This window comes from Leucobacter celer subsp. astrifaciens (genome assembly GCF_001273835.1).
GTDB classification, from domain to species: domain Bacteria; phylum Actinomycetota; class Actinomycetes; order Actinomycetales; family Microbacteriaceae; genus Leucobacter; species Leucobacter celer.
In genome coordinates this window covers 116,158-139,302 of record NZ_JHEI01000150.1, presented here as the reverse complement: position 1 = coordinate 139,302, position 23,145 = coordinate 116,158, and the positions used below count along the sequence as shown (strand labels likewise).

17 protein-coding genes are annotated in these 23,145 nt (G+C 67.2%); 8 read left to right on the top strand and 9 right to left on the bottom strand.

The annotated features are described in order from the left end of the window. Positions 1 to 59: 59 nt before the first annotated feature. Positions 60 to 1,118 carry an aromatic acid exporter family protein gene (locus tag AMS65_RS17270; RefSeq protein ID WP_053385400.1) on the bottom strand — a complete coding sequence of 353 codons (1,059 nt, stop codon included), beginning with the start codon at positions 1,116 to 1,118 and terminating at the stop codon, positions 60 to 62. A 206-nt stretch (positions 1,119 to 1,324) separates the two neighbouring features. Between AMS65_RS17270 and AMS65_RS17265 the strand changes: the two genes are divergently transcribed. The 3 genes from AMS65_RS17265 to AMS65_RS17255 all read left to right on the top strand — a co-directional run bounded on the left by AMS65_RS17265 (position 1,325) and on the right by AMS65_RS17255 (position 4,768). Then, a complete protein-coding gene (locus tag AMS65_RS17265; protein ID WP_053385399.1) occupies positions 1,325 to 2,230 on the top strand; it encodes an SDR family oxidoreductase in 906 nt (301 codons plus the stop codon). A 61-nt stretch (positions 2,231 to 2,291) separates the two neighbouring features. After that, complete coding sequence (locus AMS65_RS17260; RefSeq protein ID WP_053385398.1) at positions 2,292 to 4,022, top strand: NAD-dependent epimerase/dehydratase family protein; 1,731 nt, start codon at positions 2,292 to 2,294, stop codon at positions 4,020 to 4,022. 65 nt (positions 4,023 to 4,087) lie between these two features. Beyond that, positions 4,088 to 4,768, top strand: a complete 681-nt coding sequence (locus tag AMS65_RS17255) for an esterase/lipase family protein (RefSeq protein ID WP_053385397.1) — start codon at positions 4,088 to 4,090, stop codon at positions 4,766 to 4,768. A 43-nt stretch (positions 4,769 to 4,811) separates the two neighbouring features. Here AMS65_RS17255 and AMS65_RS17250 read toward each other — a convergent pair whose 3' ends face one another. The 3 genes from AMS65_RS17250 to AMS65_RS17240 are packed head-to-tail and all read right to left on the bottom strand — an operon-like array spanning position 4,812 to position 7,265. Beyond that, positions 4,812 to 5,405, bottom strand: coding sequence for a VanZ family protein (locus AMS65_RS17250; protein WP_083451810.1), 594 nt, complete (start codon positions 5,403 to 5,405; stop codon positions 4,812 to 4,814). Continuing rightward, a complete protein-coding gene (locus tag AMS65_RS17245) occupies positions 5,405 to 6,547 on the bottom strand; it encodes a sensor histidine kinase (RefSeq protein ID WP_449405308.1) in 1,143 nt (380 codons plus the stop codon). Before AMS65_RS17245 ends, AMS65_RS17250 begins: the two co-directional genes overlap by 1 nt. Positions 6,548 to 6,557: 10 nt before the next feature. Then, entirely contained in the window at positions 6,558 to 7,265 is a 708-nt protein-coding gene (locus AMS65_RS17240) for a response regulator transcription factor (RefSeq protein ID WP_053385452.1), read from the bottom strand. A gap of 184 nt (positions 7,266 to 7,449) precedes the next feature. On the opposite strand from AMS65_RS17240, the gene glsA reads away from it, so the two are divergent. From glsA to AMS65_RS17215, 5 genes are all read left to right on the top strand, one after another. Then, positions 7,450 to 8,517 (top strand): glutaminase A, encoded by a 1,068-nt coding sequence (gene glsA, locus AMS65_RS17235; RefSeq protein ID WP_053385396.1) that lies wholly within the window; start codon positions 7,450 to 7,452, stop codon positions 8,515 to 8,517. Next, complete coding sequence (locus tag AMS65_RS17230; protein ID WP_053385395.1) at positions 8,510 to 10,153, top strand: MFS transporter; 1,644 nt, start codon at positions 8,510 to 8,512, stop codon at positions 10,151 to 10,153. Before glsA ends, AMS65_RS17230 begins: the two co-directional genes overlap by 8 nt. Positions 10,154 to 10,262: 109 nt before the next feature. Then, positions 10,263 to 10,640, top strand: coding sequence for an META domain-containing protein (locus tag AMS65_RS17225; protein ID WP_053385394.1), 378 nt, complete (start codon positions 10,263 to 10,265; stop codon positions 10,638 to 10,640). 83 nt (positions 10,641 to 10,723) lie between these two features. Further along, complete coding sequence (locus tag AMS65_RS17220; RefSeq protein ID WP_053385393.1) at positions 10,724 to 11,395, top strand: M15 family metallopeptidase; 672 nt, start codon at positions 10,724 to 10,726, stop codon at positions 11,393 to 11,395. Positions 11,396 to 11,510: 115 nt separating this feature from the next. Beyond that, positions 11,511 to 13,142: an alpha/beta hydrolase gene (locus tag AMS65_RS17215; RefSeq protein WP_162231786.1), complete on the top strand. Its 1,632-nt coding sequence runs from the start codon at positions 11,511 to 11,513 to the stop codon at positions 13,140 to 13,142. 130 nt (positions 13,143 to 13,272) lie between these two features. Here the strand turns inward: AMS65_RS17215 and AMS65_RS17210 are convergent, their stop codons facing one another. The 5 genes from AMS65_RS17210 to AMS65_RS17185 form a co-directional block, all read right to left on the bottom strand. Further along, complete coding sequence (locus tag AMS65_RS17210; RefSeq protein ID WP_053385391.1) at positions 13,273 to 13,728, bottom strand: DUF1801 domain-containing protein; 456 nt, start codon at positions 13,726 to 13,728, stop codon at positions 13,273 to 13,275. Between the two features lie 124 nt (positions 13,729 to 13,852). Next, the gene (locus tag AMS65_RS17205) at positions 13,853 to 14,698 is read right to left on the bottom strand and encodes an SDR family NAD(P)-dependent oxidoreductase (RefSeq protein WP_053385390.1); all 846 of its coding nucleotides are present in this window, start codon (positions 14,696 to 14,698) and stop codon (positions 13,853 to 13,855) included. Between the two features lie 33 nt (positions 14,699 to 14,731). Beyond that, positions 14,732 to 15,553 (bottom strand): HTH domain-containing protein, encoded by an 822-nt coding sequence (locus AMS65_RS20185; RefSeq protein WP_206542011.1) that lies wholly within the window; start codon positions 15,551 to 15,553, stop codon positions 14,732 to 14,734. A 413-nt stretch (positions 15,554 to 15,966) separates the two neighbouring features. Beyond that, positions 15,967 to 16,395 (bottom strand): DUF1761 domain-containing protein, encoded by a 429-nt coding sequence (locus AMS65_RS17190; protein ID WP_053385388.1) that lies wholly within the window; start codon positions 16,393 to 16,395, stop codon positions 15,967 to 15,969. A gap of 176 nt (positions 16,396 to 16,571) precedes the next feature. Continuing rightward, on the bottom strand, positions 16,572 to 23,102 hold the full coding sequence (locus AMS65_RS17185) for a DUF3320 domain-containing protein (RefSeq protein ID WP_075201067.1): 6,531 nt from the start codon (positions 23,100 to 23,102) through the stop codon (positions 16,572 to 16,574). Positions 23,103 to 23,145: the final 43 nt, after the last annotated feature.

The following is a 23,145-nucleotide window of genomic DNA, read 5'->3' as shown; positions in this document are numbered from 1 at the left end:
CGATCTCGCGCCCCGGTATGCGCTCCTTCTGCCGCCTCGCGCTCCCCGGGAGGAGAACCTCACGCGAGAGCATCGATGATCCGTCTCAGACACGCGCCGGTCGCGGCTTCGTCCGCCCGCAGCGCGGGCTCTCGACGCAGATCCGTGCCGAGCAGGAGGAAATACCGATCGAGCGCATCTCGCGCCTCATCCAGGGCCTGTTCCCGCTCATCACCGCTCGGTGCCGCGGACACGGCCGAGCGGCACCGCGCGATCGCGTCGCCGAGCGCTCCCCGCAACGCTCCATCTCCCTCCTCCGGCCGCACGAGATTCGAGAGCACGCGGGTGAAGAACACCGCGCGGTCGAGAACACCGAGCTGCTCGTCGAAGTCCTCGCGCTCTCCATACCGGCGGCGGGCCCGAGGGTTCGCCCGTTCACTGCGCCGGGCCTCCCGGATCTCCTCCGTGACCTTCTCGAGCGTCGCGACGAGGTGGTCGGCCGAGTGCTCCAATCGGTTCGTGTCCTGTTGTTCACCACGCGCGAGCGCCTCGGCCTCCTCGAGGCAGGCGGCGAGCGCGCCCCGCAGATCGGCGAGGCGTGCCCGAGCCTCGCCGAAGTAGAGCGGCGGCACGGCGATCCACTGCACGAGCACTCCGACGATCACGCCGAATCCCATCGTCGCCAGGTAGGAGAGGGAGAACTCGCCGTCCTCTCGCCCGCTCAGCAGGAGCACGAGCAGACCGGCAATGGGAATCCAGTCCCGCCCTGCGCCGAAGGCGTGCAGACCACCCAGCGCTACGCCAACGCCGACGACGAGGGCGACGGCTGCGATCGATGGGGCGCCGGCAGCCACGAGGCTCAGCGCACCGAGCCCCAGCGCGATCCCGACCGCCAGCCCCACCAGCGCCTGCAGGCCGGAGCGCATCGAGTCGAGCACCGTGGTGTACATGCTCACGAGCACGCCGAGCGGGGCGTAGTACGAGTACTCGGACTCCGCGAACGGGACCAACGGCGCGAGGTACCAGGCGAGCGCCGCAGCCAGGGCCGTCTTGGCCGCGAGCACGAGCCGCGAGAGACGGCCCAGCTGCTTCCCCCAGCGCTTCGTCATCTTCCCGAGCGGCCCGGTCCTCAGCAGCATCGTTCCTCCGCCGACCTCGTCATGGGCACTCCTCTCGCTCGCGCATCGGGGGCGAGGCTACGCCATGCGTCGCCGCGAATCCAGGCCCTTGCCACCCGGAATCGCGGCGCGAAGGACGGGTACGGGCGACGAGCGCAACCCCGTCGACAGGATCCGCCTCGTGCACGAGGGTGGATCTGCACCAGGAGCAGTGAAGGAGGCACCCAGTGTCAGAGAACTCGACCGATCAGCTGACGTTCCAGAACCCGGTGACGCGATTCCCCGTCATCTCCCCGCCCGTGCAGCACCAGCCCGAGCCGGGGCTCGACCAGGAGCTCGTGCCGCGGACCGACCGCGGCCAGCACTCCTACCGCGGGACCGGTCGCCTGCAGGGGCGCAAGGCCCTGATCACCGGCGCCGATTCGGGAATCGGCGCTGCCGTGGCGATCGCCTTCGCTCGCGAGGGCGCCGACGTCGCTCTGTCGTATCTTCCCGCCGAGGAGGAGGACGCGCAGAAGATCAAGTCGTTCATCGAGGACGCGGGCCGGCGAGCCGTGCTCCTGCCCGGCGACATCTCCGATCGCGACTTCTGCGAGGAGCTCGTCGAGCAGGCGGTCGGGGCGCTCGGCGGCCTCGACGCTCTCGTCAACAACGCGGGCAGGCAGATCGCGGTGGAGGACATCGCCGATCTGCCCGACGAGCAGTGGACCGCGACGTTCGACACGAACATCCACGCGATCTATCGCATCTCCCGCGCCGCGCTGCCGCACCTGCCCGCCGGGTCGACCATCGTGAACACGACCTCGATCCAGGCCTACAAGCCCTCCTCCCACCTGCTCGACTACGCGTCGACCAAGGCGGCGATCAACAACTTCACGAAGGGGCTGGGGCAGCTGCTCGCGCCGCGCGGCATCCGCGTCAACGCGGTGGCGCCCGGCCCGATCTGGACCCCGCTGCAGGTGTCGGACGGGCAGCCCAAGGACGCCCTGCCGGACTTCGGCAAGAACACTCCCATCGGCCGGGCCGGCCAGCCCACGGAACTCGCGCCCGCGTTCGTGTTCCTCACGTCCCCCGAGTCGAGCTACGTGATCGGCGAGACCCTCAACGTCAACGGCGGGACCCCCTCGCCATGAGCGGGACCAGCACGCGCGCCGCCGGGTGCGCCGATCACAGTCTGCACAGGGAGGAGCAGTCATGCGCGTCGTAGTCGTGGGAGCCACCGGCAACGCGGGCACCGCGGTGCTCAGAGCGCTCGCGGACGCCCCCGAGGTGAGCTCCGTGCTGGGCATCGCCAGGCGGATGCCCGACACCGAGGTCGCCCCCTACTCCGGCTGCGAGTGGGCGTCGATCGACATCGCCGCGGCATCGTCGGCGGAGGACGCCGGCGCCCGGCTCAGGGACGCGTTCACGGGAGCCGGTGCCGTGATCCACCTGGCCTGGCTGATCCAGCCGAACTCCCAGCGCGAACTCCTGCGCCGGGTGAACGTCGAGGGCACTGAGCGGGTGGCGCGCGCGGCTGCCGCAGCGGGGGTGCGGCACCTGGTCGCGGCGTCGTCGGTGGGAGCCTACTCCCCCGATCCCGTGCAGATGCGGCGCGACGAGACGTGGTCGACGCACGGCATCCCCACCTCGCACTACAGCGTCGACAAGGCCGCCCAGGAGCGAGTGCTCGACGAGTTCTCCGTCGCCCACCCCGGTGTTCTCGTGACACGACTGCGATCGGCGCTCATCTTCCAGGCCGATGCCGGCTCGGAGATTCAGCGCTACTTCCTCGCCGGCCGGGTACCGCTGCAGGTGTTCGGCTCGGCGAAGCCGCCGGTGCTGCCCGTGCCGAAGGGGCTGCGCGGCATGCAGGCCGTGCACGCAGATGATCTCGGCCGGGCCTACGCCGCCGCGGTCGTGAAGCGCGCGCCCGGAGCCTTCAACATCTGCGCCGATGACGTGCTCACCCCGCAGGATCTCGCCGACATCATCGACCACGGCCGCGTCGTCGAGCTGCCCCCGCGCCTGGTGCGCGCGTTCCTGTTCGGCGGCCACCGGGCCGGGCTCGTCGCCGCCGATGAGGGGTGGCTCGACATGGCGACGGCCGTGCCGATGATGGACAACTCGAGGGCCGCGAGCGAACTCGAGTGGCGGCCCCGCGTCACCGCGGCGCAGGCCCTGCGCGAGCTGCTGCGCGGCATGGCCGAGGGGCGTGGAACGGCATCCGTGCCGCTGCGACCCAGAAATCCCGATGACGGCCGGCTCCCCGCGGCCCGGGGTCCGGCCGATAGCGGGGCCGACGCCGGCGATCCGCCGCAGGATGGCGCGGATCCCGAGACTGCGCGAGAGAGCGCCCCCGCGGGCGATGCCGGCGCTCCGGGCTCGGAGGATCCGGTCTCCGCCGACGGGATCTCACGGGATCTGCTGGGCCTCTACCTCTCGGACCACCTGACCGGCGCCACCGCCGGAGCGGGGCGGATCGAGCGCATGGCGGAGGAGACGATCGACACCCCGGTCTACGCTCGGCTCTCCGAGCTGGCGGAGGAGATCCGACTCGAGCGCGCCTTCCTGCGGCAGCTCATCCACGACCTCGGACTGCGGCAGCGACCCTACCGGCAGGCGGTCTCCTGGGCCGGCGAGCACGCCGGACGTCTCAAGAGCAACGGCCGGCTGTTCTCCCGCTCGCCGCTGACCCTGGTGCTGGAGACGGAGCTGATGCGCAGCGCCGTGATGGGCAAGCTCGGCGTGTGGCAGACGCTGCAGGAGCACGCGGGCGAGCTGGGGCTGGATCCGCGGGTCTTCGAGGATCTCGCCCACCGTGCCCGCGCCCAGGCGGGTGTGCTGGACGAGGTGCACGAGTACGTCCGGCGGCGGGCCTTCCGCGAGGACCGCGCTTTCGACGAGGGTCGCACGGCATCCGCTCCTCAGCCGCGGGACGATTGAGCGCCGGAGCGTTCCCGGGGCGCCCTCGATCGCAGCCCCGCCGAGCATGAGACCATAGCGGGACGATGAGCACGCTGCGGAAGGCCGCCTGGTGGGTGGCCGACTACACCTACGCCGGGTGGCGGCAGCTGCGCGCGTTCGCGACGCGCCCCGATCCTCGCGCATTCCTGAGCGGTGACGGTGCGCCGGTGCTGATCATCCCCGGCGTGTACGAGTCGTGGCGGTTCCTGCTCCCGCTGATCCTCGACCTGCACGGGCGCGGCCACCCCGTGCACGTGGTCGATCCGCTGCGCAACAACCGCGTCCCGGTGACCGCAGGCGCCCGGCTCGTCGAGGAGTACCTGACGGCGCGGGATCTCGAACGGGTGACCGTCGTCGCGCACAGCAAGGGCGGCCTGATCGGGAAGCACATCATGGCGTTCGGGGCCGGCTCGCAGCGCATCCGTTCGATGATCGCCGTCGCGGCCCCGTTCGGCGGTTCTCGATATGCGCGATATCTGCTCAGCCCCGTTCTGCGGTCGTTCTCGCCTCGCGATGTCACGCTGCAGCGATTGGCCGGCGACGCCCGGGCCAACGCGCGGATCGTCTCGGTCTTCGCGCGCTTCGATCCCCACATCCCCGAGGGCAGCGAACTCATGGGCGCCAGGAACGTGCGCGTGGAGACGGGCGGGCACTTCCGCATTCTCGCCCATCCGTCCACGGTCGCGGAGATCCGAGCGGTCTGCGACGAGGCGCCGGAGTCGTGATCCCGTGTCGACGCGGGCCGCGAGCGGGGCCGGGGCTACGACGCTACGGTGCGCTCTCCAGGCCGACGACCACGACGTCCGGCTGCGAGTAGTGCAGAGGCGACAGGAAGAAGAGCGTACTCGTGACCAGTGCGAGCCCGGTGCCCACCGCGCAGACCCGGATCATGACGTCAGGCGCCTCCGCCCCGAATCGACGGCGCGTGCGGGAGAGCAGCCAGAGGCCCGCGAGGCCCCCGGCCGTGTTGACGATGACGTCGGTCGTGTCCGAGACGCCGATGGCCAGGAGGTACTGGACGGTCTCGAGCGCGAGGCTCGCCCCCGCCAGCACCCACACGGCCCTGCGCCACGACCACGACGGCGCGATGAGGCCGAGGTAGAGGCCGAACGGGATGAACAGCACGATGTTCACCGCGATCTCGAGCGGTTCGTTCGCCCCGAAATCGGCATCGGCCACGAACGGGAGCGGTTTGACCTGCCGCACTCCCGCGACGCCGACGTGCGGCAGCTCGAGCTTCCACAGCACGATCCAGGCGAGCAATACGAGATAGACCGAGAACAGCGCGACGAGCCATGCCCGGGCGCGCTTTGCGGATCGGTGCTCCGCGGCCGTCGCCGTCTCGTGCTGCGCGACAGGCATCAGTTCTCCCTCTCGGAGTCGCCGACCGGCTCCCGTGCCGGGTCGGATGGAATCGGCGCCGGAATCCCACCGGCTCCGGACGGGACAGACCTCGGGATCCGCACCGTGACGCGGATCCCGCCCTCCTGGCGAGCCTCGAGCGTCAGCGCACCGTCGTGCGCGCGCACGATGCTCTGCACGATCGCGAGCCCCAGACCGACGCCGGCGTGGTCGCCGCGGATGCGCTGCGTGCCGCGCTGGAACGGCTCGGTCAGGGTCGAGAGCAGCTGCGGGCTGACGATCTCGCCGGTGTTCTCGACGGTCAGCGTCGCGGTGCGCTGGTCGGCGGAGGTGCGCACACGCACCGATCCGCCATCCGACAGGTTGTGCACGATGGCGTTGTGCAGCAGGTTCACGGTCATCTGGAGCAGCAGGGCGTCCGAGCCGAGAGCGGGTGCGATGTCTCCCGAGAGGTCGACGGAGACGCCGTTCTTCTCGGCGAGGGGCAGCAGCGTCTCGGCGGCCTCCTCCGCGAGGAGCGACAGGTCGACGCGATCCCGCGCGAAGGATCGCCGGTCGGCCCGGCTGAGCAGCAGCAGCGCCTCCGTGAGCTCGATCGCCCGCGTGTTGACCGCGCGCAGACGCATCAGCAGCTCTCGCTGGTCGTGATCCGGATCCCGCTCCGCCACGTCGAGCAGCGTCTGCGTGACGGCGAGCGGGGTGCGCAGTTCGTGGGAGGCGTTGGCAGCGAAGCGCTGCTGCTCGGCGAGATGGGCCTCCAGCTGCGTCAGCATGGCGTCGAAGCTGTCGGCGAGTTCGCGGAACTCGTCGCGCCGCCCCTCCAAGCGGATGCGGTGCGACAGCGATCCGTCAGCCGTCGTGCGCGTGGCGTCGGTGATCCTGCGCAGCGGTGCCAGCATGCGGCCCGCGAGAATCCACCCGCCCAGCAGGCCGAAGGCCAGCAGGAAGGCCAGCGCCCAGCTCGCCGCAGGCACGAAGGCGCGAATCAGGTCGTAGCGGCCGGGGAAGAACGGTCCCGGGCCGACAGCGGCGTCCGCCGGCACGTAGCGCAGCAGAAACGCCCACACCACCGCGAGCAGCAGACCGCCCGCCAGCATCAGGAACCCGGCGTAGCTGAGCGCGAGTTTCAGGCGCACGCTCAGCCCGGGCCGCCTATCCACCGTCGTCCGTCCGGTCCGCGACACCCGAGCCGTCATCCGATCCGACATCGATGCGGTAGCCGACGCCCGGCACCGTCGCGATCGCCCAGGGCTCGCCGAGCCGCTTGCGCAGGGCCGAGACCGTGATGCGCACGGCGTTGGTGAAGGGATCGGCGTTCTCGTCCCAGGCCTTCTCGAGCAGCTCCTCGGCGCTGATCACGCCGCCCTCGGCGGCCACGAGCACCTCGAGCACGGCGAACTGCTTGCGGGTGAGCGCGACGTAGCGGCCGTCGCGGTAGACCTCACGACGGAAGGGGTCGAGCCGCAGCCCGGCGATCTCGCGCACGGGCGGGCGACTGTGCGCGCGGCGGCGATCGAGGGCGCGCAGCCGCAGCACGAGTTCCTGGAGCGCGAACGGCTTGGTGAGGTAGTCGTCGGCGCCGAGCTCGAAGCCGGAGGCCTTGTCGTCGAGACGGTCGGCCGCGGTGAGCATGAGGATCGGCATGCCGCTGCCCGAGGCGACGATGTGCGCCGCGACCTCATCGCCCGACGGCCCCGGGACGTCGCGGTCGAGCACCGCGATGTCGTAGTCGTTGATGCTCAGCAGTTCGAGCGCGGTGTCGCCGTCGCCCGCGATGTCGGCGGCGATCGCCTCGAGGCGCAGCCCATCACGGATGGCCTCCGCCATATAGGGCTCGTCCTCCACCACCAATACGCGCATGACCACCATGCTACGAGTCGCGGCATATCGCGGGCATATGCAACGGCTCTCCACTCCGCACGGACCGGGCGGCCGTCTGGACGAAGGTCTCGATCTGTTCCGAAACACGAAGTTGCCTCTTCCCGCCCGGGGCCGCACCCGAGTACCTTGAGGAATATCGGGGAGCTCGACCGGAGGGGGTCGCATGTTCGAGCATGACGCGCTGGACATCGCGCAGCGGGCGTCGACCGGGGCGCTGCCCCCGCGATCCCGCGTCGACGAGCTGGTGGCGCACGCGCACGAGCGGTATGCGGGCCTGGACGACGGCGAGGTGGCCGACTACATCCCGGTGCTCGCCGCGGCCGACCCGGTCCGCTTCGGGCTGTCCGTGGTGAGCGTCGGAGGCTCGCTGCACGAGGCGGGCGACGTCGACGTCGCCTTCTCGATCCAGTCGATCTCGAAGGCCTTCGTGTTCGCGCTGGTCTGCGAGGAGCTGGGACACGAGGCCGTGCACGAGCGGGTGGGCGTGAACAACACCGGCCTCGCCTTCAACTCGCTGATCGCGATGGAGCTGAACGGCGGCAGCCCGATGAACCCGATGGTGAACGCGGGGGCGATCGCCACCACCGCGCTGCTGCCCGCGGCCTCGGCCGAGCAGCGCTGGGCACGGGTGCAGCGGGGGCTGTCGCGCTTCGCCGGCCGCGAGCTGACGCTCGACGAGACCGTCTACCGCTCGGAGGCCGAGACGAACCATCGCAACCGCGCGATCGGCAAGCTGCTGCAGAGCTACGGGCGTCTGGACCCTGACCCGATAGAGACCGTCGACGTCTACACCCGGCAGTGCGCGCTCTCGGTGACGGCGCACGACCTGGCCGTGATGGGAGCGACGCTCGCCGACGGCGGCGTCAACCCGGTGACCGGCGAGCAAGTGGTCTCGGCCGAGGTCTGCCGCGACACCCTCACGGTGCTCGCGTCGTGCGGCATGTACGAACGCTCGGGTGAGTGGCTCTTCGAGATCGGGCTGCCCGCAAAATCGGGGGTCTCGGGCGGGATCGTGGCCGTCTCGCCGGGCAAGGGGGCCGTCGGCGCCTACTCGCCCCGTCTCGACGCCGCCGGCAACAGCGTGCGCGGCCAGCGGGCGTGCGCGTACCTCTCGCGCTCGCTCGGCCTGAATCTGTTCGCCTCCGTTCGCGGGGGCGCGTCCGAACCGTCTGAAGCACCCGAGCCATCCGAAGCATCCGAAGCATCCGAACCGGAGGAATCGCATGTCTGAGCAATCCGTCCCCGCTCGCACCGCGCAGGATCCCGCGCAGCGGCGATCCTGGGCCCCGATGGTGGGGCTCTTCCTCGCACAGGTGCTGATGTCGTTCAACGTCGCGGCCCTGCCGATCTCCCTCGGCGGCATGGTCGAGGACTTCGGTGTGCCGCCGACCGTGGCCAGCACCACCATCGTCGTGTACGGCATCGCCGTCGCGGCCCTCGTGATGACGGGGGCGAAGCTGGGGCAGCGGGTGGGCTGGGTGCTCATCTTCCGCATCGTGGTCGTGGTGTTCGCCGGGTCTTCGCTGATGATGATCCTCTCGCCCACCATCGGCTGGGCCATCGCCGGGCAGGTGCTGGCGGGAGCCTCGGCGGCGATCATCGTGCCGGCGCTCGTGGCACTGATCGCCGAGAACTACCGGGGCGATCAGCAGGCCACCGCGGTCGGATCGCTCGGCTCGGCACGCGCCTTCTCCGGGGTCAGCGCGTTCCTCATCGGCGGCACGCTCGGCACCCTCGTGGGGTGGCGACCGGTGTTCGGGATCACGCTCGGCCTCGCGGTGATCGTGTTCATCTTCAGCTTCCGGCTGCGATCGGACCGCGGCAACCCGGGCATCAAGATCGACCTGGTGGCGTCGGCGCTCATCGGTGCCGGCATCGTGCTGCTGACGCTCGGCTTCAACAACCTCAACGGCTGGGGAATCCTCTTCGCCGAACCGGGGGCTCCCTTCGAGATCCTCGGGCTCTCCCCCGCCCCGGTGTTCGTGGTGCTCGGCCTGATCCTCGGGCAGTCGTTCTTCATGTGGACGAACCGTCGCATGGCGCAGGGCAAGGTACCCCTCGTCGACCTGAGCGTGCTGAAGGAACCGACAGAGCGCGCAGCCGTCTACGCGATGTTCATCATCGTGGCGATGGAGGCGGCCGTGAACTTCACGGTGCCCACCTACATCCAGATCGTGCAGGGCCGCACTCCGTTCGACACCTCTCTCGCGATGATGCCGTTCAACCTCACGGTGTTCGTGACGGCGACGCTGATCGTGCGCTTCTACAAGCGGTTCCCGCCGCGCACCATCGCGCTCTTCGCCTTCGGATTGACCACCGCGGCCCTCGTCTGGCTGGCCTTCGTGGTCAACAACAACTGGGAGACGCTGCCCACGATCCTCGGACTCATCGTGTTCGGCATCGGGCAGGGCGCTCTCGTGACGCTCGTGTTCAACGTGCTGGTCACCTCGGCGCCGAAGCGGCTGGCGGGCGACGTGGGATCGATCCGCGGCACGACCCAGAACCTCGCCTCGGCCGTGGGCACCGCGGTGATGGGGGCAGTGCTGGTCACCACGCTGGGGCTCGGGATCGGCAGCGCCGTGGCTGAGCATCCCGAGCTGCCGCCGGAGCTCGTGGAGCAGGTCGATCTCGACAACACGAACTTCATCAGCAACGACGAACTGCGCACGGTGCTCGCGGGTACCACCGCCGACGCTGCGCAGGTGGAGGCCGCTGTCGCCCTCAACGAGGAGCAGCGCCTGCGCACGCTCAAGCTCGGCTTCCTGCTGCTCGCCGGCATCAGCGCGCTCGCGGCGCTGCCCGCCTCGCGGCTGCCGAAGTACCGGCCTGAGGATATCCCCGCCGACGCGGTCGGATCGGCCGAGTGAGCGCGCCGATCCCGCGCCGCGCACCCGCGTTCCTCCCGTGATCCTCGTTTCTCCGTCTCTGTGTCTCCGTCCTCGCATCCCTGATCCAGTTCTCGAAAGGACCACCGTCATGCATCGTTCACGCTCTCTCCTCACCGCGCCTCTCCTCGGAGCGGCGTTCGTCCTCACCCTCGCGACCGCCGGCTGCGCCGGCAGCAGCTCCGGCTCCTTCGTCGGCACCTGGGGCGATGCCGATTCGGACTCCGCTCCCTCGCTCGTCATCGAGGAGGGCGGTGCGTTCTCCGGCACCGACGGCTGCAACCGGCTGGCCGGCACGGCCACCTTCGACGGCGACACGATCGACTTCGGCGATACCGCGAGCACGCTCATGGCCTGCGAGGGCGTGGACACCTGGCTGAGCGGGCTCGACACCGGCACGGTGGTCGACGGCGCGCTGCAGATCAGCGACGAGGGCGGCGCCGTGATCGGATCGCTGCCGAAGCAGTAGGGCGGCGGGCGGGGGTCCGCGTATCGTCGGCGTATGCGAAACGGGCTACGCGCCTGCAACACCGCACCGCGTTGACTGGCGGTATGCCTCACAACACCACAACTCTCGAGAAGCGCCGCCGGGCGTTGGCACTCGCCGCGTTCGGCCTGGTCGCGGTCACCACCGTCGCCGTCGGGATCGTACTCGCGCAGTCGGAGTCGTCGTCGGCGCGGGCCGTCATCGAGGTGCCGGAGCAGGATCCCGTCCTCCCGTCACCGGGTGCCGAGGCTCCCGGCGAAGCTACGGGCGCGTCCCGCGGAGCCGTGTCGGAGGCCGACGGCGCACTCCCCGACGGCGCGAGCGTGTTCGACGACTACCCCGGCATCTCCGGTCTGCGTCCGGAACTGCTGGATGCGTTGCGCGCCGCTGCCGCTGATGCCGGGGAGTCGGAGATCGAGTTCGTCGTCAACAGCGGCTGGCGCTCCCCCGAGTACCAGACCCGGCTGCTGCGCGACGCGATCGCCGACTACGGCTCCGAGGAGGAGGCCGCGCGGTGGGTGGCCACCCCGCAGACCTCCGCTCACGTGTCCGGCGATGCGGTCGATATCGGCGGCATGGAAGCGACCGACTGGCTCTCGATCCACGGCGCCGCGTACGGCCTCTGCCAGATCTACGGCAACGAGTCCTGGCACTTCGAGCTGCGCCCGGAGGCCCCCGCGACCGGCTGCCCACCCATGTACACGGACCCGACGGAGGATCCGCGGATGCGGCAGTGAGCCGCGGTTGCGGTGCGACCCGGCCGAACCCGGCGCCGCAGCCGGGTGCCCGGTGCCGCAGCCGGGTGCCCGATATCCGGCGCCCACGAGGCCGAAGAACCCGTATCGTAGTCCTGTGAACAGACACTGGTGGCGTCTCGCGCCCGGCGGGGTGGTCTTCGGCGTCGTCTGCACGGTGCTGTCGTTGACGCCCTCGCTGCTCCCCCGGCCCGCGCTCTTCCAAGGAGCGATCAGCGGAATCTCCTTCGCTCTCGGCTATCTGATCGGGATGCTGGTCGCGGCGCTCGTGGCGCGCGCGTTCAAGCTGACGCCGAGCGCGCGGGCGGTGCGGATCGTGTGGTGGTGCGTCGGCATCGCGCTGGCGGTCGCCGCGGTGCCGCTGGGCTTCGCGGTGGTGGGCTGGCAGAACGGAGTGCGCGCGGCTGTCGAGATGCCGCCGCTCGACGCGGTGGACCCGTGGCGGTTCCTGCTGGGCTTCGCGGTGACGGCGGCGCTGCTGCTCGTGATCGGCAAGGGGTGCCGCAGCCTCTTCCGTCTCTTCAGGGCGAGGATCGCCGCACCCATCGCCGTCCTCGCCACGGTCGCGGCGGTGCTCGTGGCAACGGTCGGCGTCGGCGCGGTCGGGATGGCCGCGGTCGACCGCATATACGCGGAGAGGAATACCGCTCCTGCGGAGGACGCGCAGGAACCGGACTCCGCGTTCCGCTCAGCGGGCGAGGGATCCGGCATCAGCTGGCAGGATCTCGGTCGTCACGGCTCCCTGTTCGTGGGCGGCGGGCCGACCGCCGCCGAGATCGAGGACGCGACGGGCGCTCCGGCGCTCGATCCCATCCGTGTCTACGCGGGTCTCGCCTCGGCTGACGATGCGGCGTCGCGGGCCGAGCTCGTCGTCGCGGAGCTGGAGCGCACGGGCGCATTCGAGCGCGAGTGGTTGGTCGTCGCGACGACGACGGGCTCCGGCTGGCTGGAGCCGCAGACCGTGGACGCCTTCGAGTACCTGCACGGCGGCGGCACGGCCATCGCGTCGATGCAGTACGCCTACACGCCGAGCTGGGTGTCGTTCGTGTTCGATCCTGATGCCCCGGTGGAGTCGGCGTCCGCTCTCTTCGAGGCGGTGCACGAGCGGTGGTCGGCGCTGCCCGAGGATGAGCGGCCGAAGCTCGTCGTGTACGGTCTGAGCCTCGGCGCTCACGGCACGCAGGCCGCTTTCTCAAGCGTCGCGGATCTGCGAGCTCGCACCGACGGCGCGCTGCTCGTGGGCAGCCCGAACGGATCCGAGCTGTGGCGCGAGCTGCAGGCGGCGCGCGACGCGGGATCGCCGGCCTGGCGGCCGGTGCTCGACGGCGGGCGCGAGGTGCGGTGGATGTCGCGGGAGGGCGACGAGCGCCTCATCGACGCGCCGTGGCAGGATCCCCGGGTGCTCTATCTGCAGCACGCTACGGATCCGGTGACCTGGTTGGGGCCCGAGCTGATCTGGGCGTCACCCGATTGGCTTGCGGGGGGACAGCGCGGCGAGGACGTGAGCCCCGCGATGCGCTGGATGCCCGGCATCACCGCGGTGCAGCTCGTCGTGGACATGTTCATGGGCGAGTCGGTGCCGGCACGCCACGGCCACAACTACGGGGACCTCGTGCTCACCGGATGGCGCAGCGTGACCGACGACGGCGGACTCGACGCTGCGGCGCTCGCGCGGGTGCAGGCGATCCTCGAGGCCTACGCCGACCCGATCGACCCGGCCTACGAGTAGCCCGTCTGCCTGCCTGTTGAGCAAGCGCAGCGAGTACCCGCCGGTTGAGCGAGCGCAGCGAGTCGAAACCTGGCAGTACGGAGGTTTCGACTCGCTCCGCTCGCTCAACCAACAGCCGTCGACCCTCGACTCAGCCCTCCTCCGCCGCGCGCCGCACGATCTCGGCGAGCTGCTCCCAGGCCTCTTCGCTCGGGTCGATCAGTGCGTAGGACGTCGGCCAGAACCCGCTCGAATCGTCGAGTGCGGCCAGTGCGCTCACCCCGAACGTGGAGTAGCGCTCCTTGTCCATCTGCCCGCTGCGGAAGAACACCACCGGCTTGCCGCCCCGGGCGTATCCGGGCTGCCCGTAGTACAGCTTCGGCGACAGGCTTGGCGCGACGGACTTCACGATGTCGTGCACGCGCTCGGCGAGTTCCCGATCCCCGTCGGGCATCTGCGCGATCTTCGCGAGCAGTTCGGCCTCTTCGGCAGCGGCTTTCTCGGCGCCCTTCGCGCGCTTCGCCTCGGCTTTCAGTTCAGCGGCGCGCGCTTTCATCGCGGCGCGCTCCTCTGCGGAGAATCCTCCTGCGGTCGTGTCCTTCGTCATGCTCAGGGCTCCTCTGTCGTGGGAATGTCGGTGTCTCGGGGTTGGTGCATCTCACGGTATCGTCGGGCCCGGCAGCAAGGCTTCTCGATTCCTGATCGCTTCGCCGAGGAGCCGGATCGCTCCGCTACCCCCGCCCGGTGAAGCGATCCATCGATGAGTACACGTGGAACACTCGATCCGCGATCACGTCCCAGGCGCGTGTGGGCAGGATCCCGCGCAGCGCCATTGCGAGCTTGACCGTCCACGGTTTCGTGACGATCGGTCTGCCCGCGATCATGCCCTCCCAGGCGGCGCGGGCCGCGCGGGTGGGTGTCATGATCGGGGTGAGCAGCGGGCCGCGGGCGCCCTCGAACATGCCGGTGGAGATGTAGCTCGGGCAGAAGGTGGTGACGGCGATGTGGTCGTGACCGTCGCGGGCGAGCTCGAGGCGCAGCGAGTCGCTCCAGCCGATCATCGCCCACTTCGAGGCGGCGTAGACGCTCATGCGCGGGTTGGCGAGGGTGCCGGCGGCCGAGGCGATGTTGAGGATCCTCTTGGGGCGCGAACGGTCGGCCAGCATGGCCGGCAGCACCTCGCGGGTGAGCCACATGGGTGCGAGCGTGTTGACGCGCAGGGTGAGTTCGATGTCGCGTTCGGGATCGTGCTCCCAGAACAGGGCGCCGCGCACGATGCCGGCGTTGTTCACGAGCACGTCGGGGGCGCCGAGTTCGTCGACCGTGTGCTGCGCGGCTTCCCGCACCGCCTCGCGATCCGAGATGTCGACGGCGAAGGATCGCACGCGGGTGCGCGGGCCGTCGAGTTCGGCGGCGAGCGCCGTGGCGCGATCCTCGTCGACGTCCCACAGCGCGATCGCGGCCGCGCCCTCCTTCACCGCGCGGCGCGCGTACAGCTCGCCCATGCCGCGGGCGGCCCCGGTGATGAGCACGACGGAGCCGGGAATGACGGTGTTGCTGGTGTGCTTCAAGCTCATCGTTTCACACTAGCGCCCACGGAATCGTCTCTCTCACTTGGCGAGGTTGGCAAAGGGCCGCTTCTCGAAGTGGTTCCGGAACTGACCAATCAGATGCGACTCGACCTCGCTCGGATTGCCCGCAGGTAATGGGAGCCAACCCACCAGCAGCTCCTTGGCGTCTGCAAGTTGCCAAACGTATCGGCCGCCCCAGTGGCCGACGCTCTCCCCAAGACCGAACCTCAGGTACTGTCGCAATCGCGTACGCAGTGTCGCCGCAGTTCCCGGGTCACCGGCCTTGCCGATGTAGACCACGCCGGCACCTTGAACCCAGTTCTCCTGAAGCACAGAAGTCGGCACATTCGGATCTCTGCCCTTGAAATGGCCACCGGTTCCGGTCTCAACGAACGCAGGCCCGCTGGTCGCGGCGCGAACCAGTATGTAAACACCACACACATTTGGGATGGCCTCGCTCGATCTCATCAATGCATCTATAGATTCGAATCCGAGGAAACCTGCTCCTTCCAGCGAATCGATGCTGCTCCAGTCGATTGCTGACAGGGTCAGCGGTAAGACCTCAGATTCCGCGGGCGGAAGCGGCGCTCGTGTTGCGGGAGGAGGTGTGTTCGGCGCGGCACCTGACCCCAGAGTGTTGTCGCGCGATGACCCGATGCGCTTGCCCCAGATCTGCGCGCCCTCCTTTTCGAAGAGATGAGGATAGTTCTTGACTCGCACACTGATCTGCGAAGAAGCGATCGGAGTACCGTCGCGCTTACGGTAGGTTCCGCCTTCGTTGAGCGAACGGGCGATCTCGGTTGCGGTCATCGCTCGGCCGGTCTCCCGGAGTAGCGCCAGGATTGCGTCGTGCAGCGTCATCCTCCACTCCTCGGGGTTACATGGGCCGTCCGCGGTGTTGATGAGCTGAGGTGATCTTCACCCGCGTCGTCGAGAAACTCGAGCAGTATCAACACCAGTGCCGCAGTGCTGTACTCCTGCGTCGAAGTCACCGATAGCGAGACGACGCGGTGCAACGGTTTCACCGCGAGGACACTGTCGATCCGGTCCTTGACAGACTCTAAGATGCAATCCTCTACCCGGATCTCAACTATCTCCTGCCGGGACGTCAAACCTAAGAGCACTGACTTTTCTCCAACTCTTGCTGAGCAAAACAACGAGCTACACCAGCTCGGCACCTATGGCCTCACCTTCACGTGACCAGCGAGCAGCCCCGGTGATGAGCACGACGGAGCCGGGGATGACGGTGTTGCTCTGAGGTGTCGGCGCCATGTTCAGACGCCCACGGGCGGCCAGAGGCCGAGGATCAGCGCCATCACGAGCACGGTCACGAGCTCGTGGGCGATGTTCATGACGGTGAGGCTGGAGGGGCGCCGCTCGAACGCGTCATGCGTGATGAAGCGGGCGGCGGTGAATCCGGCCCAGAGCACCACGCCGGTCAGCAGGGCGGAGACGAGGAAGGCGCCGCCGTAGAACTCGAAGGCGATCCAGGTCGCACCGGCGAATACCCACGCGGTGATGAAGCTGACGATCACCGTGACGATGATAGGTCCGACCGCCGACTTCGCGTCACCGCTCAGGTCGACCTTCGCGAGCCGCGCCCAGGTGTCGCCGAATACTTTCGGGGTGTACCAGATCGAGCCGACCACCATCGTGGAGATGGTCGCGACGATCACCGCCCAGTAGTTGATCTCGGGGATCATGACTGACTCCTTTCGGCGTGCCCGCCTCGGCGTTGAGGCTGGTGATTCTCATGGTAGCCGGGCTCCTGCGCGGGTGAGATCACTGCAACTCGCAACTCGTAAGTTCGCACTCGTTCATTCGATTCATGCTTCCCACCGCTCGGGAACAGTCCCGCGGGTTGACGTCCTCTTCACGCTCAGCTGCGGCTTCCGACTCTCCACAGTCCGTCACGGTGCTGTACACGCTTCGTTTCATCGGCGAAGCGCAACGCAGTTTCCAAGCGCTTCGATATGCCGGCGGTTACTCGTTTACCTCCGAAGAAAGCGAGCGCCTCACGTTGAACAGCTTCGTGAGTCGCTCCGCCAGAGAGTTCCGCAACAATCGCGATGGCGTTGGCGAGCTCCTCGATCGGCACCGCTTCGACGTCCCGCCGATCCTCACCGCTGGTTTGGCGAGCGGTCATGTAGCTGACGGGGTCCGTCTGTTCCGGCCAGATGAAATCACCGTCTTCACTGCGCACGAGATTGTCGGGCACACAGGCCAGAATGCTCGAGATTCGACCGCTCGCCACACGAGAAAGCCCGAACGCTTCTCCGACGAGTTTGGCCAATCGCTGCCGATGAATGGGGCCTTCTGCCTCGACAATAGCGCGAATCACCTCTTGGACATCCACAACAGCATCCGCTCTGGGGAGCTGATCCAGCACATCGAGCGTTCCCGCATATGCGCTGCTCCACGGGACAAAGGACCCAAGGCGCTCATGCGTCACCTTCGCTGCTGGTGCTTCTACCGAAGCGGTCTGCGGACGCGTAGATCTAATGGCTTCAGCGGATTGGTGCGATGCGTCGGCCCGCTGAGGGTCGCTCGCGATACTGCCGATCTCAGCTACCCCAGGTTCATCCGGCTGCGATTTCGACCGCGCCGGACCGAGTGATCCCACCCGGTCAGGAGCAGATGAAGTGCGGGGTTCGGCGGCCCTCGCTACGGCCTCGGCCAACCTGTCAAGCGTCGCTTCGCGATTCTGCAACCACTCCGGCAGCCACACTCGCTCAACGGCAGGCCAGCGCATCAGGCTCTCGAGCACCTCGACAGGCAAGCCATCACGATCGGCGACGGTGCGACGGGACCTCCACGACTCTCCGTCGAGCAGCACCGCCAACAACGGGTTCTCTGGGTCGTCAGCTGCGGCAACGCTGATGTCCACTCGGAAATCCGACAAGCCGAGATCGGTCTGTACTGCGAAGCCGCGCATACGCAATTCAGCAGCGATCTCATCTCGGTTGCGGTCTGCTACCGACTGGACCGCGGATCCGAGACTCGAAGCTTTCACTCCCTGCGAGGCAAGCTCCATATAGGCTTTCAGATGCTTGATTCCGATGGAGACGGTGTTCTCGGTGCGCAGATCTCCGGGGTCGAAACTCGCATACAGCACGACCTGTCTCCGGGCTCGCGTGATAGCCACGTTCAGTCGCCGTTCACCTCCCGCTCGAGTCAGCGGCCCGAAGTTCAACGGTACCACTCCCCGGTCGTTGGCACTGAAGGCCACCGAGAAGAGAATGGTGTCTCGCTCATCGCCTTGCACATTCTCGAGGTTTTTGACGAACAGACCGTCACGCTCATCGAGCGCCGCCGCAAGCCGTTCATCGGGGTGCTCTCTGAGCATGGTTTCGATAAGCGCTCGCTGCTGCGCGTTAAAGGTGACAATGCCCAGAGAAGGGGCTCCGTCAGTGCTCTGCTCGAAGCGACGCACGACCTCTCCGACAATCGCTTGAGCCTCGATCTGGTTCGTCCGAAGCAGTTTGCCTTTCCCGCTGCGGTTGAAGTGCCCGTCCACGCGCACAAGAGAGATCCCGTGGTCTGCCGAGTGAGTGGCCCCCAGCGGAGCGGGAAATGAAGACAGTCGGCTGTCGTAGTAGGTGTGGTTGCTGAAGGAGATGAGCGTCTCGTCCTGGCTGCGGTAGTGCCAAGACAGCCATTTCTGGGGCACTCGCGCTTGAACGCACTCGGTCAGGATCGATTCCTCATCGAAGACGGCTTCACCATCCCCGAGCTGCTCCGAATCATCGTTGAGCTGGGCTTCCGCGAAACTGGTCGGCGGCATCTGTTTGCTATCGCCGACGACGACCACGGAGCGACCTCTCCCCATTGCACCCACAGCATCGGCAACCCGGATCTGCGATGCCTCGTCAAAAACGACGATATCGAACATGTCCGATCTGGCAGGGAAGAATCGAGCCACCGATTCAGGACTCATGAGCACGCAGGGAGTAATCTGCAAGATAATCGATTCGAAGCGTTCGAAGAGGGCGCGCACGCTCATCCCTCCACGCTTGCGGCCGAGTTGACGCTTGAGTTCCCCCATCGCTCCGCCCTCGTAGTGGGGATCGACTCGTCGTTGGCCTACAACCTGTTGGGGAATCCATCGGGGAAGTTCGCTCCGTATGGCGGTGGTGCTCTCGGTGAACCTCGTGATGGTTCGGTTGTGCGAAGCTGCGTCAAAGATCGCGAGACCTTGGGATTCCTCACGTTCAGTCAGCGTCGCCGACGCCAGACCCTTGTCGAATGCAAGAGTGGCGGTCTCAGCGGGAATCTTGCCAGATTTCAATGCATCGTAAGCTTCCGGCAGGCCCAGCTGACGAAGGGGCTCGAGCTGCTGCAGGAAATCGATCCAACGCTGCAGAGAGACCGGTGCGTCGACGTCAAGATGTCGTCGCTCACGGGTGCTGGTCCAGGTTTCGACCAGGCCGTTCTCCTTGCTCCACACGGCGAGAGCACCATTCACGCCAGTCGGAGCCGATCCCAGCAGGGCGTCGAGTGCGCGCCACGTTGCAGCGTAGGCGGCCAGCGCATCGGCCAGCGTCGGATCAACAGGCAACTCAGCATAGGTCTTGCGCAGTTCGGCTCGTAGCCGTTCCGATGCTGTCTCGTTCTGCGTCAGAGCAGGGACAAGCCAGCCCAACCAGTCAAGATTCGAGATCACCGGCTGAACTCCCGAGCCGGCGAAAGGGCTCCATCCGTCGTGCACCAACTGAACGGGCAAAGCCTTCAACCTCACGACGAGGTCGTCGATCAAGTGCGCAGTTTGTGTAACTTCGAAGGTGAGCTGCGAGACCTCTTTCGGCGGCATGCTGCGCGCGTCTACGCGCAGGGCTGGACCGAACTCCTGGAGCACTGCCCGTTGCCGCTTCTTTCTGCCGAAGAAGCCCGACCCATCGGCGGCCAGCGCTCGAGCATGAATCCCCTGCACGTCTCCGGTAAGACATTCAATGCCCACAGATCGCGTCCAAGCGGGCATCTGTTGGGCGATCTGAGCAAGGATATGACGCAGATCCGCGAACTCTCCCGAGCCGATCTGCAAACGCAATGCCTCTACCTCGTCCAGCGGAAAGCGCGGCGCTCGGCAGAGATCTGCCCAGGCCTCGATCTGCTCTGGAACATCGGCGAGACCGAGCACCCCTGGATCAATCCCAGCATTGACGAGACCGCCGAGTGCTCGATCGAATTCACGCGCGGCGATATGGATCTCCTCGGCGGTGCCCTGGCTTCCCGAGCAGGTGACGAACCCCCAGGAATGGACCGCCGCGGGCCTGGTCAAATCGGCTGATTCGGGCAGTTTTCGCAGCACCGAACGGATCTTCTCTGCTGCTTCGGGGTCCGCTCCGCGCACGAAGGACACAGGGATCGGCAACGCCGGGGTGTCATTGTCGGATGCAAGCAGACGGTCTCGAGCACCGTAGAACGACAGCCCGAAGGCGTTTGGTTCGTGCAGTCGTTCAGCATACCTCCGGAGAGAGGCAGTGCTCGCCTGGTTGGCCTCCCGATGCGCGAGCAGGTGTGCGTCATCAGCTTTGAACGTGGCATCGAGCGCCGCGGAGAGCTGTGTCCGAACAGCAGCCGGGCGCGCGCCCTTGTCGTGCAGGTCCAAACTGAGCTGGCTGAGCCCCACGGCATCCAATCTCTGCTTCACGACGTCGAGCGCCGCCCGTTTCTCCGCGACGAAGAGCACTCGCTTTCCCTGCGCGATCGAGTGAGCGAGCAGATTAGTGATGGTCTGCGATTTGCCGGTACCAGGTGGGCCTTCGAGGACGAAGGTTCGTCCTCCAGCGGCTTCAATCACGGCTTCCGCTTGAGAGGAGTCGGCGGGTGTCGGAAGCTCCGACACAACAGCATCGAGATCTACATGTTCGGGAACCGCGACCGAGTCGGCGAAGGCAGCCGTCGGCGAGTGCACCAGGTGCTCGATGAGCGGGTTGGCGGTGAAAGTGTCCCAGTTTTCGTCGAGATCCTTCCACAGACGGAACTTCGCGAACTGCAGGATCGCCAGCTCAACGGAGTCCTCGACGACGAACGGGAGTTTTGCCTCGGCAAGAGCTCTCCGTGTGGCTGCGAATGCCGCAGCCAGGTCGATGCCCGAATCGTCTCGAACCGGGTTCGCGAGCCCGGGAATCTCGAGTCCGAAAGAGACCCGTAGTTTCTCGAGCAGACAGTAGTTGGGAGTCGATTCTCCAGCCTCGTCAAGACTGATGCGGAAGGTCTGCCCCCTCGCAGAACTTACAAGCGATACTGGGATCAGGACCAGCGGGGAACGCAGCTCGCGGTCCCCTGACTCCCATCGCAGCATTCCAAGCGCCAAATACAGATTGTTGGCGCCAGTCTCTTCGACAATCGTTCGCGCCTTGTAGGCAAGTGCTCGGAGCCTGATCGAATATGCCTCTTCGTTCAAGCCGATGAATACTTGCTTTCGGGCGCTGAGCATCTCGGACAACGCCGCCTCCGGCAGGTTCAAACCGGATCGGATACCGCGCGAACGATCGATCTCCGAAATACGATCGGCCGGGGTGAGCGTCACAGATGATCCCGAATTGATCAGGTCCTCGAATGCAGCGAGCTTCGGTTGCGGCACGCCGAGTGAGTACCCCGCTCGATCCGAATAGTTGATCAACCGGTTGCGCAGGCTGAGGTCGAGAAGCGTGTTCTTCCACTGCGTGACCCTGCTCGGAAGCTGCCGTAGCTCACTTTCACCGGTCTGCGCGACCTGAGGCACGTACTCGAGCGCGGGAGCGCCTGTAGCAACACGATACTCCCTGACCACAAGCCCTTCAGCCTCGTCGAAAGACCGGCTCGGAAGCGGGAGGATACCAGCGCGTCTCGCCTGCTGGATGTCCGTGACTCCGTCGAAATGGGCCGTCCCTTGAGGCAGGTGTTCCACCAGCGGCCGCCGCGTAGCCGCTTCGAAAGCCTCTCCAAGCGGGATCGAAGTCGTCTCGATCAGCCGCAAGCTCCCCAGACCGACGTAGTTGATCGCCTCCGAGGCATCGATCTCAGCAGGAGTATCGAGCGAACTCTCGTGTCTCCAGTACCCGAGGAACACGTGGCCTGGCACGAACCACAGGGTGCTATTGATTCCGATCTCTTCGAGCACCGCGGCTAACGTGACGGCGGTATCGAGGCAGGTGCCAAGTCGTCCGCTGAGCACTTCTTCGGGCGTGCGCACTTTCTGGCCGGTGAGTCCCCAGCTCGCCGGCGGCTCCGCGTATCTGACATCTCGCGCTTGCATTGCCTGATAAGCCGCTCTGGCCATAGCGTCCACGCGGTCGGGACTGCCAGACTGATACCCGTCGAGGGCCGCGCTCCCGGTCGCCGCGCCGAGCAACTCGGCAGCTTCACCGACCAGTTTCGCAGTCTCCGAGGCATTCGGCTGCACAAAGGAAGCGATGAGCTCAAGCCCGAGTTGCAAAGGCCTCGCGATCCACTGGTTCGAAGCGAGAATCCGCACCGGATGCAGGTGCTCTGCGATCACCCGATCGTTCGAGTCCCTCAGAGTAAGGCGCAGATTACCCTCGTGCTGAGTGTCCAAGGCAAGCGTGCGAGCCGGATCAAGAGCGAAGGTGACATCCTTCAGAACGGTCGCACCTTCCCCGTCGAGATCGATCAGCAGCACCTTCGGATCGCTCAGGGCGCCGACGGGGCTGAGCGCTTCGATCTCGACGGATGCGCCGCGAATCTCTGGTCCGGAGTAGGTGACGGTGATCTCGCTCACAATAGCGACCCGACTGTGCGCCAACGCATAGCTCAGCACGTCCACGGCGGTCACTTCAAAGCCGGCGTTTGGCTCGGATGCTGCTGCCGGGACCGCTCCTGCCTCTGCGCCTGGCAGATCCCCTACGGCATCGCCGTAGGCCTCGGCCGGGATCTGCGGCGCTCCGGGAGGAGCGCTGGCCCCCGGAGTTGACGCAGATGATCTACCGGGCTCAACTGATTCAGCTGAATCACGTGCCTCGGCGAAGGGCTGCATCGCGGCGAGCGCCTCAATCTTCCAGCTAGCGACTCGCGCCTGTTGATCCGTCGCGCCGACTGCTGAGAGCAGGAGCTCTACCGTGTCCAGCGCTCGGTACGTTTCTGCTGCCGAGAACGCTTCACCATGCGCCCACCGGTTCCGCACGGTACGGAGTTCGCTCGCGCAGTTGGAAGCCTGACGGTTGATCAGGTCCTGGAACGGGTACCCGAGGGTACCGAATCGCTCCGTGATCGCACGCAACAGCAGAAGAACATCCGCTGGGTTGTAGCTCTCGAAGCCACGACCGTTCTGCTGGTCCTTCTCCTGCAGCACCGCCGTCCAGTTGTGAACACCGGGGAGGAGCTCGGAGAACCGCTCCTGGACTAGCGGCCCCAACCCCTCGGCCGCAGCATCGAGCCCTCGGCCGACCAATACGCGAGTGTCCACCATGCAACTACCCCGTTCCCGTTAATGACGCCGCTATGCGGGTCCA

What these genes read in the sequence shown, in the direction of transcription:
- AMS65_RS17270 (WP_053385400.1), bottom strand. Translation starts at nt 1,118, where the DNA reads ATGCTGCTGAGGACCGGGCCGCTCGGGAAGATGACGAAGCGCTGGGGG.
- AMS65_RS17260 (WP_053385398.1), top strand. Translation starts at nt 2,292, where the DNA reads ATGCGCGTCGTAGTCGTGGGAGCCACCGGCAACGCGGGCACCGCGGTG.
- AMS65_RS17255 (WP_053385397.1), top strand. Translation starts at nt 4,088, where the DNA reads ATGAGCACGCTGCGGAAGGCCGCCTGGTGGGTGGCCGACTACACCTAC.
- AMS65_RS17250 (WP_083451810.1), bottom strand. Translation starts at nt 5,405, where the DNA reads ATGCCTGTCGCGCAGCACGAGACGGCGACGGCCGCGGAGCACCGATCC.
- AMS65_RS17240 (WP_053385452.1), bottom strand. Translation starts at nt 7,265, where the DNA reads ATGCGCGTATTGGTGGTGGAGGACGAGCCCTATATGGCGGAGGCCATC.
- glsA (WP_053385396.1), top strand. Translation starts at nt 7,450, where the DNA reads ATGTTCGAGCATGACGCGCTGGACATCGCGCAGCGGGCGTCGACCGGG.
- AMS65_RS17230 (WP_053385395.1), top strand. Translation starts at nt 8,510, where the DNA reads ATGTCTGAGCAATCCGTCCCCGCTCGCACCGCGCAGGATCCCGCGCAG.
- AMS65_RS17225 (WP_053385394.1), top strand. Translation starts at nt 10,263, where the DNA reads ATGCATCGTTCACGCTCTCTCCTCACCGCGCCTCTCCTCGGAGCGGCG.
- AMS65_RS17220 (WP_053385393.1), top strand. Translation starts at nt 10,724, where the DNA reads ATGCCTCACAACACCACAACTCTCGAGAAGCGCCGCCGGGCGTTGGCA.
- AMS65_RS17210 (WP_053385391.1), bottom strand. Translation starts at nt 13,728, where the DNA reads ATGACGAAGGACACGACCGCAGGAGGATTCTCCGCAGAGGAGCGCGCC.
- AMS65_RS17205 (WP_053385390.1), bottom strand. Translation starts at nt 14,698, where the DNA reads ATGAGCTTGAAGCACACCAGCAACACCGTCATTCCCGGCTCCGTCGTG.
- AMS65_RS20185 (WP_206542011.1), bottom strand. Translation starts at nt 15,553, where the DNA reads ATGACGCTGCACGACGCAATCCTGGCGCTACTCCGGGAGACCGGCCGA.
- AMS65_RS17190 (WP_053385388.1), bottom strand. Translation starts at nt 16,395, where the DNA reads ATGATCCCCGAGATCAACTACTGGGCGGTGATCGTCGCGACCATCTCC.
- AMS65_RS17185 (WP_075201067.1), bottom strand. Translation starts at nt 23,102, where the DNA reads ATGGTGGACACTCGCGTATTGGTCGGCCGAGGGCTCGATGCTGCGGCC.